This is a genomic window from Streptomyces sp. P9-2, from assembly GCF_051903975.1.
Taxonomy (GTDB): Bacteria; Actinomycetota; Actinomycetes; order Streptomycetales; family Streptomycetaceae; genus Streptomyces; species Streptomyces cellulosae.
The window spans coordinates 3,622,422-3,639,342 of sequence record NZ_CP192633.1 but is presented as its reverse complement, the minus strand read 5'-3'; the positions used below and the strand labels follow the sequence as shown (position 1 = coordinate 3,639,342).

Genomic DNA, 16,921 nt, shown 5'->3' with positions numbered 1-16,921 from the left:
CCGATCCGGTGGTACCCGTCCTGCCTGCGAAAAGGCGGCCGGGGTGCGAACCGTTGAAGGTTCGCACCCCGGCAACCGTACAACTGGGCGTGCTACTGCGAGATCTTCCGCTCGACCGCGGCCTTCACCAGCCCGGCGAAGAGCGGGTGCGGACGGGTCGGACGCGACCGGAGCTCCGGGTGCGCCTGCGTGGCGACCAGGTAGGGGTGCACGTCACGCGGGTACTCGACGTACTCGACGAGCTTGCCGTCGGGCGAGGTGCCGGAGAACACCAGGCCCGCCTTCTTCTCCAGCTCCGCGCGGTAGGCGTTGTTCACCTCGTAGCGGTGCCGGTGGCGCTCCTCGACGTACTCCTTGCCGTCGTACACCTCGCGCACGATGGAGCCCTCGGCCAGCTTGGCCGGGTACATGCCGAGCCGCATGGTGCCGCCCATGTCGCCCTCGCCGGCGACGATGTCGAGCTGCTCCGCCATGGTGGAGATCACCGGGTGGGCGGTGGCCGGGTCGAACTCGGTGGAGTTGGCGTCGGAGATGTCGGCCAGGTTCCGCGCGGCCTCGATCACGATGCACTGCAGGCCCAGGCACAGACCGAGCAGCGGGATGCCGTTCTCGCGGGCGTACTTGATCGCGCCGACCTTGCCGAGCACACCGCGGTCGCCGAAGCCGCCGGGGATGCAGATGCCGTCGACGTCGCCGAGCTGCGCCTGGGCGCCGGCCGGGGTCTTGCAGTCGTCGGACGTGACCCACTTGATCTTGACGCGGGCCTTGTTGGCGAAGCCGCCGGCGCGCAGCGCCTCGGTCACCGAGAGGTAGGCGTCCGGCAGGTCGATGTACTTGCCGACCAGGGCCAGAGTGATCTCGTGGTCGGGGTTGTGCACCCGGTCCAGCAGGTCGTCCCAGGTGGTCCAGTCGACGTCGCGGAACGGCAGGTCCAGCTTGCGGACCACGTAGGCGTCCAGGCCCTCGCCGTGCACGGTCTTCGGGATGTCGTAGATCGAGCGGGCGTCGGGGCAGGCGACGACGGCGGCCTCGTCGACGTCGCACATCAGCGAGATCTTCCGCTTGATGGCGGTGGGGACCTCACGGTCGCAGCGCAGCACGATCGCGTCGGGCTGGATGCCGATGTTGCGCAGCGCCGCCACCGAGTGCTGGGTCGGCTTGGTCTTCAGCTCACCGGACGGGCCGATGTAGGGAAGAAGAGAGATGTGGACCACGAACACGTTGTCGCGGCCGACCTCGTGCCGGACCTGGCGGACGGTCTCCAGGAACGGCAGCGACTCGATGTCGCCGACCGTGCCGCCGACCTCCGTGATGACGACGTCGACCTCGTCGGTCGCCATGCGGCGGATGCGGTGCTTGATCTCGTTGGTGATGTGCGGGATGACCTGGACGGTGTCGCCCAGGTACTCGCCGCGGCGCTCCTTGGCGATCACCGTGGAGTAGACCTGGCCCGTGGTGACGTTCGCGGAGCCGTCGAGGTCGCGGTCGAGGAACCGCTCGTAGTGGCCGATGTCCAGGTCGGTCTCGGCGCCGTCGTTCGTGACGAACACCTCACCGTGCTGGAAGGGGTTCATCGTGCCCGGGTCGACGTTCAGGTACGGGTCGAGCTTCTGCATCACGACGCGCAGACCGCGGGCCTTGAGCAGCATGCCGAGGCTGGAGGCGGTCAGACCCTTGCCGAGAGAGGAGGCGACACCCCCGGTGACGAAGATGTGCTTGGTCGTCGATGATTTGGGCGGCATGGCCAAGAGGGGGCTCCCGTGGTCGCGGTCTGTGGGTGCGGTTCCGGGGTTTCTCGCCCACCGGTCCACGGGCTACCAGCGTATCAGCGCCTCGGGGGAATGGCTCACGGCCACGCTCCGCGCACGGGAGGCAACGGAGCATGTATCACACACGAGACCCTCACCCGGGGCTCACTCGTTCGGCGGAGCCGCGTTGCCGCGAGCGGCACACAGATCATCTACGTGCGTCGTATCCTGCTCGGACACTCGCTGCCGAGCCCGGCCGGCCGAACGGCACCACCCCCGCCCGTAAGTTCCGGAACAACGTGAGCTCGTCAGTTCGTTGAGCGAAGATTGGCGCTTTGCATGCACGGCGGAGCGGCTGCTTTGCTTCACAGCTCAACGACGCATTGCAATACCCCCCTTGACCGCACTAGCGACAGCCCCCTCGTGGGGTGACGTGGCCGTTCGACTGGAGATGCACGTGGCCGGGCGCATCGAAGACTACGCACTCATCGGAGACATGCAGACCGCGGCGCTGGTCTGCCGGGACGGCACGGTCGACTGGCTGTGCCTGCCGCGCTTCGACTCGCACGCCATCTTCGCCGGGCTGCTGGGAACCGAGGAACACGGCTTCTGGCGGCTGGGCCCCGCGCACGCCGACGAGGCGGAGCCGCCCGCGGCGACGCGGCGGCACTACCGGGGCGACTCCCTGATCCTGGAATCCGAGTGGGACACCGATCGCGGCACGGTCCGCGTGACGGATTTCATGCCCCCGCGCGACGGCGCCCCCCAGCTGATCCGCATCGTGGAGGGCGTGTCGGGCCGGGTGCCCATGCGCTCGACGCTGCGCATGCGTTTCTCCTACGGCCGGGTGGTGCCGTGGGTGCACCGGCACGAGGGCCGTACGGTCGCCGTGGCGGGACCGGACTCGGTGTGGTTCGACACCACCGCCGAGACCTACGGCGAGGAACTGACCACGTACTCGGACTTCACCGTGGCGCCCGGCGACCGGGTGGCGTTCACGATCTCCTGGGAGCCCTCGCACAAGCAGCCCCCGGCGCTGCCCGAGCCGGAGCAGTCCCTGGAGGCCACCGAGGACTTCTGGCGCGAGTGGGTCGAGCACTGTACGTACCACGGCCCCTACCGTGAGGCCGTGATCCGCTCCCTGATCACGCTGAAGGCCCTCACCTACGCCCCGACCGGCGGCATCGTCGCCGCGCCGACCACCTCGCTGCCCGAGGACATCGGCGGCGTCCGCAACTGGGACTACCGCTACACGTGGCTGCGGGACGCGGCGATCACCCTGTCCTCGCTGCTGCGCACCGGCTACCGCGAGGAGGCCCGCGCCTGGCGCGAGTGGCTGCTGCGCGCGGTCGCCGGCGACCCGGAGAACCTGCAGATCATGTACGGCATCGCCGGCGAGCGCGAGCTCGGCGAGGCGGAGCTGGACTGGCTGCCCGGCTACGAGGCCTCCGCCCCGGTCCGGGTCGGCAACGGCGCGGCCCACCAGCTCCAGCTCGACGTGTACGGCGAGGTCACCGAGGCCCTGCACCTGGCCCACATGACCGGCCTCGCCCGCAACGACTACGCCTCGCTGCTCCAGCTGAAGCTGATCCGCTACCTGGAGAAGCACTGGCAGGAGCCGGACGAGGGCATCTGGGAGGTGCGCGGCCCGCGCCGCCACTTCGTGCACTCCAAGGTGATGGCCTGGGTGGCCGTCGACCGCACGATCAAGCTGATCGAGTCCGGCGACGCCGACGGCCCGCTGGAGGAGTGGAAGCAGCTCCGCGACGACATCCACCGCGACGTGTGCGAGAAGGGCTACGACAAGGAGCGCAACACCTTCACCCAGTCCTACGGCTCCAAGGAGCTGGACGCGTCCCTGCTGCTGATTCCGCAGGTGGGCTTCCTGCCGCCGGACGACAAGCGCGTGATCGGCACGGTCGAGGCGATCCAGCGGGAGCTGTCGACGTCCGACGGGTTCATCCTGCGCTACCCGACCGAGGGCATGGACGAGGGCGTCGACGGTCTGCCCGGCGACGAGGGCGCGTTCCTCGCCTGCTCGTTCTGGATGGCGGACGACCTGGCCATGATCGGCCGCGTGGACGAGGCGCGGAAGCTGTTCGAGAAACTGCTGGCGCTGCGCAACGACCTCGGCCTGCTGGCGGAGGAGTGGGACCCGCGCCTCCAGCGCCAGGTCGGCAACTTCCCCCAGGCGTTCAGCCACGTCCCCCTCATCGACACGGCCCTGCGCCTGACGGCGTCGGGGGCGTACGGAGGCTGACGGAAACATCGCGCCCCGACTTCCCGGCCGGCCCGGGGAGGCGGGGCGCGGGTGTGTTCGCGCAGGCCGGACGTGTGACGGGGACACGTCCCCGGGTACCGTCCGCTGCATGAGCACCGCCGGCACTCCCCCGCCCACTGGCATCACCGTGCAGCGCGCCCTGGAGCTGCCCGGGCTGCGCAGCGGCCTCCCCGAGGTCGTCGCCTGCGCGGAGCGGCTGGGGCGGACGGTGCGCTGGGTGCACGCGGGCGAGGTGCCCAACATCGCCTCCCTGCTCAAGGGCGGTGAGCTGCTGCTGACCACCGGCTACGGGCTGGGCACGCGCCCGGCCGACCAGCGGGCGTTCGTGCGCACCCTGGCCGAGCGGGGCATCGCGGCCCTGGTGGTCGAGCTGGGCCCGCGCTTCAGCCGGCTGCCCGCCGCCCTGGTGGACGCGGCCCGCGCGGCCGGGCTGCCGCTGGTGCAGCTCCACCGGGAGGTGCCGTTCGTCACGGTCACCGAGGAGATCCACACGGAGATCGTCAACGGGCACTACGCGCTGCTCCAGCGCGCCGAGGAGGTGCACCGCCGCTGCACCGAGGCGCTGCTCGGCGGCGGGGGCGTGCCGCAGGTGCTGGAGATCCTCGCCGGGTTCACCGGCAACCCCGTGTTCCTGGAGACCACCGACGGGCAGCTGCTGTACGCGGCCGGCGAGGGACCGGAGGGCGCGGACCCGTTGCAGGTGTGGGAGGGGCTGCGCGACCGGCAGCGCGACGACCCTCCGGCCGGCACGGTGCTGGTGGACGTGCCCGGCGGAGGTCCCGGCAGCGGCGGTGTGCGGGCGCGGCTGGTGCTGCTGCCGGTGCGCAGCGCGCCGGAGCCGGTGCACCGGATGGCGGCCGAGCGGGCGGCGGGCATCCTCGCCCTGGTGCTGATGCAGGCGCGCCAGGAGGAGGAGCTGGCGGCGCGCGGCCGGGGCGACTTCCTCACCGACCTCGCCGAGGGCCGGATCAGCGCCGAGGACGCGCCCGCCCAGGCCCGGGTGCTGGGCTTCAAGCCGGGCCGGGGGCCGCTGCTGCCGGTGGTGATGCGGCTCGGCGACACGCTGTCCCCGCAGGGCGGCGGCTGGGCGGTGCTGGCCCGCGCGGTGGGCGAGGAGCTGTCCTCGCTCGGCGTGCCGGTGCTGCTGGGCGTGCGGCCGGTCGAGGGGCGGGTGCCGCTGCTGCTCGCGCTGCGCGCGGAGTCGGAGCGGCCGTCCGTCGCCGACCGGGTGGCGGCCGCGCTGCGCGCCGGAGTGGAGCGGGCGGGCATGCTGCGTCCGGGCGGACGGCCGCCCGTGGTGGTGGTCGGGCCGGCCGGAGACTGGGCGGCGGTCCCGACGGGACTGCGGCACGCGGTGGAGACGGCGACGGCGGCACAGGGGCTCCCGGAGCGGCCCTGGTACGACGCACGGCGGCTGGACATCGACCTGCTGCTGTGGCGGCTGCGCGACCATCCGGACCTGGCGGACTTCGTACAACGGGCGATCGGCCCGGTGCTGGACCACGACCGGCGCTCACGGCCCGCGCTGCTGCCGACCCTGGAGACGTATCTGGCGCACGCCGGACGCAAGGCGGAGACGGCGCGGGAGCTGCACCTGAACCGGCAGACGCTCTACAACCGGCTCGCCCGCATCGGGGAGTTGCTGGGCGCCGACCTCGACGACCCGCAGACGGTGCTGACGTTGAGCCTGGCGCTGCGGGCGCGGCGGCACGTGCCGTAACCACGCCCCGAGAAGGGTCAGACCAGGGGCCGAGGCTGGGTCAGTTCGTCGTAGACGCTGAGCACCTGGGCGACCGTCTGGTCCTCCGTCGGCCAGGTCGCCGCCTGCCGCACGCCCCGCCGCACGAGCGTCTCCCGGTGTTCCGGGTCCTCCAGGAGCCGGGTCACGGCGTCGGCGAGAGCCCGCGCGTTGCCGTGCGGCACCAGTTCGGCCGCATCGCCGACGAGTTCGGGGACAGAGCCCACCCGGGTCGCGACGAGCGGCACGCGCGCGTGCAGCGCCTCCTGCGCGAACGTGGACCGCGCCTCCTCCCTGCGGCTGGGCAGCACGGCCACGTCGGCCGCGGCGAGCAGGTCGGAGGCGTCCTCACAACGGCCGAGCAGCCGCACCGGCAGGTCCTGTGCGTCGACGGCGCGCCGCAGTTCGCCGTGGAGCGGCCCCTCCCCCGCGATCACCACGAGCGGGACCGGGTCGAGGCGCTGCCAGGCGTGCGCGGCGTCCACCAGGACGTCGAGGCCGCGGTGCCGCTCGAGCGACCCGATAGCGACGATCAACGGGCGGCCCACGGCGCCGAGTTCGGCTCGCACCTTCGGTGTGCGCCGCTCGGTCTCCTCGGCCGCCGGCGCGCTGCGGGGCCCGGGCAGGGAGACCGCGGCGAGCCGGGCGTCACGCGCCCCGCTGCGCCGGGCCCGGTCCACCAGGGCCGAGGTCGTGCCGAGCGCCACGGTGGCCGCGCGCACGACCCGCCGCTCCAGCACGCGCAGGAAGTGGGCGCGGGGGCCCTCGGCGTGCGCGCGGTCGTGCCAGGTGACGACGAAGGGGGTGCCCCGCCCGCTGAGCGCCATGGACGTACGGAACGAGGCGTGCAGACCGTGCGCGTGCACCAGGTCGGCGCCCGAGCAGGCGGCGCGCAGCGCGGCCACCGACCCCGGGTCGCTGCTGCGGGGCACATGGACGTGCTCGGCGCCGACGCCGGTGAAGCCGTAGGCGTGGTCCGCCTCTTCGGGGGCGCACACCGTGACCCGCACGCCCCGTGCCACGAGCCCGGCGGCCAGCGAGCGTACGTGCGCGCCGCTGGCGGCGTTGCCGCCGCCCAGCACCTGCACGGTGCGCAGCGACGACTGGCCGTGCGGTGCGTGGCTGCTCACGGGGGTCACGTGGCCGGGCTCCTGGTTCGGGTCGGACGGTCACGACGAACGTACCGAAGGATCCCGCGGAGGGGTGGCCCGCGCGGCGTCCTCCGCGTACACCGTCAAGCATGCCAGCACGCACGCCGGTTCCGGGAAACGCGCGGGCGTACGCCGGGGTCCACAGCGGAGGGCACATCACCCGTAAGGATGACGGAAGGTGCCTGTCCGGCAGGGTCAGGCGTCCGCCCGCGCCGCCGCCAGCAGTTCCTCCGCGTGCGCCCGGGCCGTCTCGGAGTCCTCCTGGCCCGCCAGCATCCGCGACAACTCCCGTACGCGGTCCTCGCCTTCGAGCACCTTCACGCCGGACCGGGTGACCGAGCCGTCGTCGGTCTTCTCCACCAGCAGCTGCCGGTCGGCGAACGCGGCCACCTGCGGCAGGTGCGTGACGACGACGACCTGCGCCTTCTTCGCCAGCCTGGCCAGACGCCGGCCGATCTCCACGGCCGCCTTGCCGCCGACGCCGGCGTCCACCTCGTCGAAGAGGTACGTCGGCACCGGGTCGGTCCCGGCGAAGACGACCTCCACGGCCAGCATCACGCGCGACAGCTCACCGCCGGAGGCGCCCTTGGCAATCGGCCGGGGCGGCGCCCCGGGGTGCGGGGCGAGCAGCAGTTCGACCTCGTCCACACCCGAGGGCCCGTACGTCACCGTGCGCCCGTTCACCTCGACGCCTTCGGGGTCCTCGGTCTGCCGGATGTCGAACGACACGCGCGCGTGCGGCATGGCGAGGGAGGCCAGCTCCTCCGTCACGGCCGCCGCGAACCGCTCCGCGGCCTCCGCCCGTGCCTCCGACAACTCCTGTGCGAGCACGCCCAGTTCGGCACGGAGGGCGTCCCGTTCGGCGGTCAGCTCGCCGATCCGCTCGTCGTCGCCCTCCAGTTCGGTGAGGCGCGCGGCGCTGCGCTCCGCCCAGGCCAGCACCTCGGTGACGTTCTCGCCGTACTTGCGGGTCAGCGCGTTCAGCGCGGCCCGGCGCTCCTCGACCGCGGCGAGCCGCAGCGGGTCCGCGTCCAGGTCGTCGGCGTACCCGGCCAGCTCGCCCGCGACATCGCTCAGCAGGATGCCGACCTCGCCGATGCGGTCGGTCAGCGCCGCCAGCGCCGGGTCGTGGGCCCGTACGGCCTCCAGCGCCCGCTGGGCGCCCGCGACGAGCGTCCCGGCGTCCACGCCCTCCGGGTCCTCCGGGTTGCCCGCCAGCGCGGCGTGCGCGACGGCGGCGGCCGACGCCAGCGCCTCGGCGTGCCCGAGCCGCTCGGCCTCCTCGGCCAGTTCCGTGTCCTCGCCGGCGCGCGGCTCGACGGCGGCGATCTCCTCCAGCCCGAAGCGCAGCATGTCGGCCTCCTGGGCCCGCTCCCGCGCACGGGTGGTGATCTCCTCCAGCTCCGAAGTGACCGCCCGGAGCCGCTTGTACGCCTCCGCGTACTTGCCGAGCGGCACGGCGACCGCGTACCCGGCGTACCGGTCGAGCGCCTGGCGCTGCCGGGACAGCTTCAGCAGGCCCTGCTGGTCGCTCTGCCCGTGCACGGCCACCAGGTCGTCGGCGAGCTCAGCGAGCAGTCCCACGGGCACGCTGCGCCCGCCCAGGTGCGCCCGGGACCGCCCCTCGGCCGAGACGGTACGGCTGACCAGCAGCGTCCCCTCGTCGAGCTCGGCCCCGGCCTCCTCGGCGCGCACGACGGCCGGCGAGCCCTCGGGCACGGCGATCCGCCCCTCGACCACGGCGTTGCGCGCGCCGATCCGCACCAGGGCCGCATCCGCCCGTCCGCCCAGCAGCAGGCCCAGGCTGGTGACCACCATGGTCTTGCCCGCACCCGTCTCACCGGTGACGGCGGTGAAGCCGGGCGACAGCTCCACCACAGCGTCGTCGATGACACCGAGCGACCGTATCCGCATCTCCTCTAGCACGGACACGACCATACGAGGTCGACACGGCGAAGTGCGACTGCCCCACCCTTGTCACCCACGCGAGTGGACACCCCGAAGGGGCGCGGGGCTGTACCGATGTGCGGCTCCGCCGCGTGGGCGCGACAAGCCACGGTCCACCCGCAGCCGCCCACGCTCGGGCGGCCACCCCGCCGAGACCGCTAGTGCGGCGCCCCTCGCCACCCGGACACCGGCAACGCGAACTTCGCGACAAGCCGGTCGGTGAACGAAGCGTGATGCAGCCGGGCCAACCTCACCGGCACCGCCCCCTTCCGCACCTCCACCCGGGCCCCCGCCGGCAGCTCGACGGTCCGCCGCCCGTCGCACCACAGCACACCCGGCGGCACATGCGGCAGCACCTCCACCGCCAGAACGGAGTTCGGAGACGTCACCAACGGCTTCGCGAACAACGCGTGCGCGCTGATCGGCACCATCAGCAGCGCCTCCACCTCCGGCCACACCACGGGCCCGCCCGCGGAGAACGCGTACGCGGTGGACCCGGTCGGCGTCGCGCAGACGATGCCGTCGCAGCCGAACCCCGTCACCGGCCGTCCGTCGATCTCCAGGACGACCTCCAGCATCCGCTCGGCGGACACCTTCTGCACGGCCGCCTCGTTCAGCGCCCAGTCGGTGTGCACGATGTCGCCGTTGCGGTGCACCACGACGTCGACGGTCATCCGCTCCTCGACCTCGTACGACCGGCTCACCACGCGGTCGACGACCTTCTCCAGGTCGTCCCGCTCGGCCTCGGCGAGGAACCCCACGCTGCCGAGGTTGACGCCGAGCATCGGCACCCCGGAGGCGCGGGCGAACTCGGCGCCGCGCAGCAGCGTGCCGTCACCGCCGAGGACGATCAGCAGCTCGCAGTCGTCCAGGCACTGCGGGGTGGCCTCCTTGACCGTCTCCACGTCGTCCGGGAGCGGCAGGTCGCGGGCCTCCTCCTCCAGCACCCGCACCCCGAGGCCCGAGCGCAGCAGGCCCTTGACCACGAGTTCGGCGCTGCGGATGGCCGCGGCCCGTCCCGTGTGGGCCAGCAGGAAAACAGTACGAGCACGGTTCTGTGTCAACGCGGCCCCTCCGCCACAGCACGGTCAACGTCGGCCGGGGCCAGTGCCGGTGCCCCGGCCCGCAGCCACAGGAAGTATTCGACGTTCCCGGACGGTCCGGGCAGCGGGCTCGCCGTCACGCCCTTCGCCCCGAGCCCCAGCTCCCAGGCCTTGGCGGCCACCCCCCGGACCGCCTCTGCGCGCAGCTGCGGACTGCGTACGACACCGCCGCTGCCCAGCCGCTCCTTGCCCACCTCGAACTGCGGCTTGACCATCATCACCAGATCGGCGTCCGGCGTCACGCACCGCTTCAGTGCGGGCAGCACCAGTCCGAGCGGGATGAAGGACAGATCCCCCACGACAAGATCCACAGGCTCCCCATCGATGACCTCGATCGTCAACTCCCGTACGTTCGTACGGTCCTTGACGGTCACGCGTTCATCCTGCCGGAGAGACCACGCGAGTTGTCCGTATCCGACGTCCACCGCGACCACGTGGGCGGCGCCCGCCCGCAGCAGCACATCGGTGAAACCGCCGGTGGAGGCGCCCGCGTCGAGCGCGCGGCGCCCCTTCACGACCAGCCCCCGCGGCACGAAGGCGTCCAGCGCCCCGGCCAGTTTGTGACCCCCGCGCGAGACGTAGTCGGGATCGCCGGCGTCCTCGGCGACCACGATCGGGGCCGCGGTCTCCACCTGGGTGGCGGGCTTGGTCGCCACCGTCCTGCCCACGCTGACCCGCCCGGCGGCGATCAGCTGGCTGGCGTGCTCGCGCGAGCGCGCCAGCTTGCGGCGGACCAGCTCCGCGTCGAGACGGCGGCGTGCGACTCCTGCCACGTTCGGTTCAGCTCCTGTGTACGTGTGCCGACTGGGACGGGTGCCCCGGTGTGCCCCGGTGCGGGGCGGCGGGTGAGGGACCCGGGCGGGCGTCGAGCGCGGTGAGCGCGTCGCGCAGCCCCCGGTGTACATCCTCGTACACCTCGAGGTGGCCGTCGGTGGTGAGGTGGTCGGCGTCGGCCAGCCGCTCCACATGGGCGTCGACCTCGGCGTTCCCGGTCGGGGTGCGCGGCACGCCCAGCGGTGCGGGTCCGGCGGGCCCGTCGTCGTACGGCGGCTGCGGCGCGGCCTGCTCCGGCGGCCCGTCCTGCGGGGCCCCGGGGTCCGGCTCCGTGTCCGCCGCCTGCGGCACTGCGTCGTTCATGCCCCGACGCTACCGCGAACGGCTGGGGTACCGTCGTGCGCGATGGCCACGATCGAGGAGTGCCGTGCGGCACTCGACAAGCTTTCGGACAGCATGGGCGACACCGAGGGCGACGTCCGCGCCGCGGCGTCGATGGAACGGTCGGTCAGCTGCCACGTCACGGACCTGGACGTGACCTTCGCGGGCCGCCTCACCGGCGGCCGGATCGAGGTGCGGGAGACCTTTCCTGGACCGCCGCGCGAGAAGGCGCAGATACGGCTCGCCATGACGGGCGACGACCTGGTGGCCCTGGTCGACGGGGGGCTGCACTTCGCGCGGGCGTGGGCCTCGGGGCGGGTGCGGCTGGAGGCGGGTCTGCGCGACCTGTTCCAGCTGCGGAAGCTCCTCTGACGTCCCTCAGACCTTCGTGGTCTCCTGCTTGACCCGGGACGCGCGGGCCGCCGGCACGACCAGCGGGGTGCCCGTCTCGGGGTCGTCGATGACCTGGCAGCGCAGCCCGAACACCTCCTCCACCAGTTCGGCGGTGACGATGTCCTTGGGCGCGCCCTGCGCGACGACCCGGCCCTCGCGCAGGGCGACGAGGTGGGTGGCGTAGCGGGCGGCGTGATTGAGGTCGTGCAGCACGGCGACGAGGGTGCGGCCCTGCTCCTCGTGAAGGTCGGCGCAGAGGTCGAGGACGTCGATCTGGTGCTGGATGTCCAGGTAGGTGGTCGGCTCGTCGAGCAGCAGCAGCGGCGTCTCCTGGGCCAGCGCCATGGCGATCCACACGCGCTGCCGCTGCCCTCCGGACAGCTCGTCGACGTAGCGCTCGGCGAGGTCGGCGACGCCGGTGCGGGCCATCGACTCCCGCACGACCCGCTCGTCCTCGGGGGACCACTGGCGCAGCAGGCTCTGGTGCGGGTACCGGCCGCGCGCGACCAGGTCGCCGACGGTGATGCCGTCGGGCGCGATGGACGACTGGGGCAGCAGGCCGAGGGTGCGGGCGACCTTCTTGGCGGGCAGGGAGTGGATGGCCTGCCCGTCGAGCAGCACGCGGCCCGCGCTCGGCTTGAGCATGCGGGACAGGGCGCGCAGCAGGGTGGACTTGCCGCAGGCGTTGGGGCCGACGACGACGGTGAAGGAGTGGTCCGGGATCTCCACCGACAGCTGTTCGGCGATGACCCGCTGGTCGTAGGCCAGGGTGACGTTCTCGGCGGAGAGACGGTTCACGGTGCTCCTTCGGGTGTTCGTGTTCTCGGCGCCGCTCATATCCGGCCCGCCCTGCGCTCGGTGACCAGCAGCCACAGCAGGTAGACGCCGCCGAGGACGCCGGTGACCACGCCCACGGGGAGCTGCTCGGCGCCGAACGCCCGCTGGGAGAGGACGTCGGCGAGGACCAGCAGGGCCGCGCCCATGCACATCGAGGCGACCAGGTTCGGTCCGGGCGACCGGGTGAGGCGCCGGGCGAGCTGCGGCGCGGTGAGCGCGACGAAGCTGACGGGTCCGGCGGCGGCGGTCGCGGACGCGGTGAGCAGCACGGCGGACAGCATCAGCACCAGCCGCAGCCGCTCGACGCGCACGCCGAGGGCGTTGGACACGTCGTCGCCCATCTCCGTCATGCGCAGGGCGCGGGAGTTGGCGAGGACGACGGGGACGAGGACGGCGCACAGCGCGAGCAGCGGCCACACCTGGTCCCAGTCGCGCCCGTCGAGGGACCCGGTCATCCACACGACCGCGCGGGCGGCGTCGACGATGTCGGACTTGGTGAGCAGATAGCCGTTGACGGCGGTGACGACGGCGGAGACGCCGATGCCGACCAGCACCAGCCGGTAGCCGTGCACGCCCCGTTTCCAGGCGAGGACGTAGATGGCGGTGCCGGTGAGCAGACCGCCGGCGAGCGCGCCGAGGGCGACCTGGTTGGCGGTGCCGGAGAACAGCACGATGACGGTGAGCGCGCCGGCGGTGGCGCCCTGGCCGAGGCCCAGGATGTCGGGGCTGCCGAGCGGGTTGCGGGAGATCGTCTGGAAGAGGGCGCCGCCGATTCCGAGGGAGGCGCCGACCAGGAGGCCGACCAGTACCCGCGGGAGCCGCAGCTCGGTGACGATGAACTCCTGCCCCTCGTTGCCCTGCCCGACGAGGGTGGTCAGCACGTCGGAGGCGGACATCGGGAAGTCGCCGGTGCCGATGAGCAGGACGCTCGCGCCGAGCGCCAGCAGCATCAGCAGCAGGACGACGGTGAGGGCGCGCACGTCCAGCCGGACCGAGAGGCCGCCCGGGATGCGCACCGCACGGTTGGTCTTCACAGCTGGGCCGTCCTCCGCCGTCGTACGAGAAGAATGAACACCGGGCCGCCGATGATCGCGGTGACGATGCCCACCTGGAGTTCGGCGGGCCGGGCAACGACGCGGCCGAGCACGTCCGCGCCGAGCAGCAGCACCGGCGACAGGACCGCCGCGTACGGCAGGATCCAGCGCTGGTCGGGCCCGGTGAAGGACCGCACCACGTGCGGCACCATCAGGCCGACGAAGACGATCGGACCGCACGCGGCGGTGGCGGCGCCGCTGAGCATCGTCGCGACGAGCATGGACAGCGCGCGGGTGCGGTTGAGGTCGGCGCCGAGCGCCTTGGCGGTGTCGTCGCCCATGGCCATGGCGTTCAGCGGCCGGGCGAGCAGCAGCGCCAGCACGCTGCCGACGACCAGGAACGGCACCACCTGCATGACGGCCTCGTCGCTGCCGGAGCCGAGCGAGCCGACCGTCCAGAAGCGCATCCGGCCGAGGGCGGCGTCGTCGAGGATCATCACGGCCTGGAGGTAGCCGTACAGCGCGGCGCTGATGGCCGTGCCGGCGAGCACCAGCCGTACGGGGGTGGCGCCCCGGCGTCCGCCGAGGAACCACACGATCGCGCCGACGGCCGCTGCCCCGAAGAACGCGAACCACACATATCCGGACAGGGAGGTGACGCCGAAGAAGGTGATGGCGGTGACGACCGCGGCGGAGGCGCCCGCGTTCAGGCCGAGGAGCCCCGGGTCGGCCAGCGGGTTGCGGGTGAGCGCCTGCAGCACGGCCCCGGCGAGACCGAGGGCGGCGCCGGCGAGCAGACCGAGCAGGGTGCGGGACAGCCGGTCGGACACCACGGTGTCGGCGTAGGTGCCCGACGCGTCGAACAGCCCGTGCCACACCTGCCCCAGGGACAGCTCCTTCGCGCCGACCGCGACGCTCGCCAGCGCGACGAGCACCAGGACCGCGAGGGACGCGAGCAGGCCGGCCGCGCGCAGCGCCCGGCGGCCGGGGAGCGCGGAGGCGGTCTCCGCGCGCTGTTCGGGGGGACTCTCGACCAACACCCGGTTAGGTTAGCCTATCCTCCAAATCGATCAAGATCCGGTTCCCGGCGGACCGTCAGACTCCCAGCCTGGCCAGCGCCTTCTCCGCGTCCAGCCCGCACGCCTCCTCGCCGGCCGCCGTCCAGGCCGCCGCGCACAGCGCCCGCAGCCCGTCCACCGGCGCGCCGTCCCCGTCCAGCTCCAGCCGCCCGGCGCCGGCCGCAGCCGTCCACCCGCCGCACCGGAAGGCTCCGCCGCCCTCGACGACCTCGGGCTGCCCGGTGAGCAGCCCCCGCAGATCGGCGTCCACGTACGTCGGCCGGTGGTGCGGCGGCGCCGCCACCAGCTGCGCGCCGTCGGTCACCCCGGTGAGCACCAGCAGCGAGTCCACCCCGCCGTTGAACGCGCCCTCGATGTCCGTGTCCAGCCGGTCCCCCACCACCAGCGGCCGCTCGGCGCCCGTACGCAGGATCGTCTCGCGGTGCATCGGCGGCAGCGGCTTGCCCGCCACCTGCGGCTCGGCGCCGGTGGCGATCCGCACGACCTCCACGGCCGCGCCGTTGCCGGGCGCGATGCCCCGGCCGCTGGGGATCGTCAGGTCGGTGTTGGACGCGAACCACGGCACCCCGCGCGCGACCGCGTAGGACGCCTCGGCGAAGCGGCCCCACGTCAGCTCCGGACCGCCGTACCCCTGCACGACCGCCGCCGGGTCGTCGTCCGCCGACTCCACCGGCACCAGACCGCGCTCGCGCAGCGCCACCCGCAGGCCCTCGCCGCCCACCACGAGCACCCGGGAGCCCTGCGGCACCTGGTCGGCGATGAGCCGCGCCACCGCCTGCGCGGAGGTGATGACGTCACCGGCCTCGGCCGGTATGCCCAGCTCGGTCAGATGCGCGGCGACGGCGTCGGGCGTGCGCAGCGCGTTGTTGGTGACGTACGCGAGACGCATCCCGCCGTCGCGCGCCGCGGCAAGGGACGGCACCGCGTGGTCGATGGCCTCACCGCCCGCGTACACCACTCCGTCGAGGTCGAGCAGCGCCGTGTCGTACGCCTCGCTCAGGGCCTGCCCACTGCCCTCGGGCCTCGTCCTGACGCTCCGGCTCATTCCGCATCGCTCCTCGTTCGACGGCTTTCCCCCGATCATCCCCCATGGGGCCGACACCCGTACGATGCCGGGATGAACTCTGCAGGTCACTCGACGGCGACGGCGCCCCGAGGGCTGGAACTCACCCCGTTCCGAGGCCTTCGGTACGACCCGGACCGGGTCGGCAGCCTGGCCGCCGTGACATCCCCGCCCTACGACGTCGTGGTCCGCCCCGACGGCCTGCACCATCTCCAGTCCGCCGACCCGTACAACATCGTCCGGCTGATCCTGCCCGAGGCCGGCACGCCCGCCGAGCGCAACGCCCAGGCCGCCGAGACGCTCCGCCGCTGGCGCGCCGAGGGCGTCCTCACCCCCGACCCCGAACCCGGCCTGTACGTCTACGAGCAGCGCGACGGCGACGGCCTGGTGCAGCGCGGCGTGATCGGCGCACTGCGCGTCTCCGAACCGGAGGAGCGGCTGGTGCTCCCGCACGAGGACGTCATGCCGCACGTCGTCGCGGACCGCGCGGACCTCATGCGCGCGACCAGCGCCAACCTGGAACCACTGCTCCTCACCTACCGGGGCGACGGCACGACGGCGGGCACGGCCGGCCTGATCGAGCGCACGGCCGAACAGCCGCCGCTCCTGGCGACCACCACGGAGGACGGCGTCCACCACCGCCTGTGGTCGGTCACCGACCCATCCGATCTGGCCGTGGTCCGCGACGAGCTCTCCGCCCACCAGGCCCTGATCGCCGACGGTCACCACCGCTGGGCGACCTACCGCCGGCTGCGCGCGGAGCACCCCTCCCCCAGCCCCTGGGACCACGGCCTGGTCCTCCTGGTCGACACGACCCGTTATCCGCTGCGGGTCCGCGCCATCCACCGATTCCTGCACGACCTGCCGGTCGCCAAGGCCCTGAAGGCGCTGGACGGCTCCTTCCGCGTCCGCCGCCTGGACGTGCCGCCGCAGCGGGCGATGGACGCACTGGCCGAGGCGGCGGAGGACGGCAACGCGTTCCTCCTCACGGGGGACGACGGCGCCTTCCACCTGGTCGACCGGCCCGACCCCGCGCTCCTGGACCGCACGGTGCCGGCGGACCGCCCGGAGGCCTGGCGCACCCTGGACGCGACCGTCCTGCACGCCACGCTCCTCGACCACGTCTGGCGCGTCCCCGACGACTCCGCCCACATCGCGTACATCCACGACACGGCGGCGACGGTGGACAAGGCCCGACGTGACGGCGGTACGGCGGTGCTGATGCACCCGGTGCACGAGGACGTGGTGCGCGATCTCGCCCGCCAGGGGGTGACGATGCCCCGCAAGTCGACGTCGTTCGGCCCGAAGCCGGCGTCGGGCCTGGTGCTGCGCGCGCTGGATCTCTGAGCGTCCGGACATACGAGAAGGGGGCGGGCCCCGGCTTGATCGCCG

The 16,921-nt window shown here is 73.2% G+C and carries 14 protein-coding genes; 4 read left to right on the top strand and 10 right to left on the bottom strand.

The window, feature by feature from the left end; all coding sequences use genetic code 11:
• Positions 1-92 precede the first annotated feature (92 nt).
• A complete protein-coding gene (locus tag ACQY0Z_RS16630) occupies positions 93-1,742 on the bottom strand; it encodes a CTP synthase (protein WP_019522821.1) in 1,650 nt (549 codons plus the stop codon).
• A gap of 463 nt (positions 1,743-2,205) precedes the next feature.
• Here ACQY0Z_RS16630 and ACQY0Z_RS16625 point away from each other — a divergent pair, with 463 nt between their 5' ends.
• Complete coding sequence (locus ACQY0Z_RS16625) at positions 2,206-4,008, top strand: glycoside hydrolase family 15 protein (RefSeq protein ID WP_254586488.1); 1,803 nt, start codon at positions 2,206-2,208, stop codon at positions 4,006-4,008.
• A 109-nt stretch (positions 4,009-4,117) separates the two neighbouring features.
• Positions 4,118-5,749, top strand: coding sequence for a PucR family transcriptional regulator (locus tag ACQY0Z_RS16620; RefSeq protein WP_189902437.1), 1,632 nt, complete (start codon positions 4,118-4,120; stop codon positions 5,747-5,749).
• Between the two features lie 17 nt (positions 5,750-5,766).
• Here the strand turns inward: ACQY0Z_RS16620 and ACQY0Z_RS16615 are convergent, their stop codons facing one another.
• The 5 genes from ACQY0Z_RS16615 to ACQY0Z_RS16595 all read right to left on the bottom strand — a co-directional run bounded on the left by ACQY0Z_RS16615 (position 5,767) and on the right by ACQY0Z_RS16595 (position 11,105).
• On the bottom strand, positions 5,767-6,906 hold the full coding sequence (locus tag ACQY0Z_RS16615; RefSeq protein WP_439812468.1) for a glycosyltransferase family 4 protein: 1,140 nt from the start codon (positions 6,904-6,906) through the stop codon (positions 5,767-5,769).
• Between the two features lie 207 nt (positions 6,907-7,113).
• The gene (gene recN / locus ACQY0Z_RS16610; protein WP_439812467.1) at positions 7,114-8,856 is read right to left on the bottom strand and encodes a DNA repair protein RecN; all 1,743 of its coding nucleotides are present in this window, start codon (positions 8,854-8,856) and stop codon (positions 7,114-7,116) included.
• A 167-nt stretch (positions 8,857-9,023) separates the two neighbouring features.
• On the bottom strand, positions 9,024-9,929 hold the full coding sequence (locus ACQY0Z_RS16605) for an NAD kinase (RefSeq protein ID WP_189902431.1): 906 nt from the start codon (positions 9,927-9,929) through the stop codon (positions 9,024-9,026).
• Positions 9,926-10,741: a TlyA family RNA methyltransferase gene (locus ACQY0Z_RS16600; RefSeq protein WP_439812466.1), complete on the bottom strand. Its 816-nt coding sequence runs from the start codon at positions 10,739-10,741 to the stop codon at positions 9,926-9,928. The genes ACQY0Z_RS16605 and ACQY0Z_RS16600 overlap by 4 nt, the downstream gene beginning before the upstream one ends.
• A gap of 7 nt (positions 10,742-10,748) precedes the next feature.
• Positions 10,749-11,105 carry a hypothetical protein gene (locus tag ACQY0Z_RS16595; protein ID WP_254586482.1) on the bottom strand — a complete coding sequence of 119 codons (357 nt, stop codon included), beginning with the start codon at positions 11,103-11,105 and terminating at the stop codon, positions 10,749-10,751.
• Between the two features lie 42 nt (positions 11,106-11,147).
• On the opposite strand from ACQY0Z_RS16595, the gene ACQY0Z_RS16590 reads away from it, so the two are divergent.
• On the top strand, positions 11,148-11,495 hold the full coding sequence (locus tag ACQY0Z_RS16590) for a sterol-binding protein (protein WP_439812465.1): 348 nt from the start codon (positions 11,148-11,150) through the stop codon (positions 11,493-11,495).
• Between the two features lie 6 nt (positions 11,496-11,501).
• Here ACQY0Z_RS16590 and ACQY0Z_RS16585 read toward each other — a convergent pair whose 3' ends face one another.
• From ACQY0Z_RS16585 to ACQY0Z_RS16570, 4 genes are read right to left on the bottom strand one after another with little or no spacing between them, the layout of a single operon-like run.
• A complete protein-coding gene (locus tag ACQY0Z_RS16585) occupies positions 11,502-12,353 on the bottom strand; it encodes an ATP-binding cassette domain-containing protein (RefSeq protein WP_189902424.1) in 852 nt (283 codons plus the stop codon).
• On the bottom strand, positions 12,350-13,387 hold the full coding sequence (locus ACQY0Z_RS16580) for a FecCD family ABC transporter permease (protein WP_254586484.1): 1,038 nt from the start codon (positions 13,385-13,387) through the stop codon (positions 12,350-12,352). The genes ACQY0Z_RS16585 and ACQY0Z_RS16580 overlap by 4 nt, the downstream gene beginning before the upstream one ends.
• Positions 13,384-14,427, bottom strand: a complete 1,044-nt coding sequence (locus ACQY0Z_RS16575) for a FecCD family ABC transporter permease (RefSeq protein WP_439812464.1) — start codon at positions 14,425-14,427, stop codon at positions 13,384-13,386. The genes ACQY0Z_RS16580 and ACQY0Z_RS16575 overlap by 4 nt, the downstream gene beginning before the upstream one ends.
• A 55-nt stretch (positions 14,428-14,482) precedes the next feature.
• Positions 14,483-15,511, bottom strand: coding sequence for an HAD hydrolase-like protein (locus tag ACQY0Z_RS16570; protein ID WP_189902418.1), 1,029 nt, complete (start codon positions 15,509-15,511; stop codon positions 14,483-14,485).
• Between the two features lie 72 nt (positions 15,512-15,583).
• On the opposite strand from ACQY0Z_RS16570, the gene ACQY0Z_RS16565 reads away from it, so the two are divergent.
• Positions 15,584-16,876, top strand: coding sequence for a DUF1015 domain-containing protein (locus ACQY0Z_RS16565; RefSeq protein WP_189902416.1), 1,293 nt, complete (start codon positions 15,584-15,586; stop codon positions 16,874-16,876).
• Positions 16,877-16,921: the final 45 nt, after the last annotated feature.

Coding starts and splice junctions, on each gene's coding strand:
- ACQY0Z_RS16630 (WP_019522821.1), bottom strand. CDS start 1,742: ATGCCGCCCAAATCATCGACGACCAAGCACATCTTCGTCACCGGGGGT.
- ACQY0Z_RS16620 (WP_189902437.1), top strand. CDS start 4,118: ATGAGCACCGCCGGCACTCCCCCGCCCACTGGCATCACCGTGCAGCGC.
- recN (WP_439812467.1), bottom strand. CDS start 8,856: ATGGTCGTGTCCGTGCTAGAGGAGATGCGGATACGGTCGCTCGGTGTC.
- ACQY0Z_RS16595 (WP_254586482.1), bottom strand. CDS start 11,105: ATGAACGACGCAGTGCCGCAGGCGGCGGACACGGAGCCGGACCCCGGG.
- ACQY0Z_RS16590 (WP_439812465.1), top strand. CDS start 11,148: ATGGCCACGATCGAGGAGTGCCGTGCGGCACTCGACAAGCTTTCGGAC.
- ACQY0Z_RS16585 (WP_189902424.1), bottom strand. CDS start 12,353: ATGAGCGGCGCCGAGAACACGAACACCCGAAGGAGCACCGTGAACCGT.
- ACQY0Z_RS16570 (WP_189902418.1), bottom strand. CDS start 15,511: ATGAGCCGGAGCGTCAGGACGAGGCCCGAGGGCAGTGGGCAGGCCCTG.
- ACQY0Z_RS16565 (WP_189902416.1), top strand. CDS start 15,584: ATGAACTCTGCAGGTCACTCGACGGCGACGGCGCCCCGAGGGCTGGAA.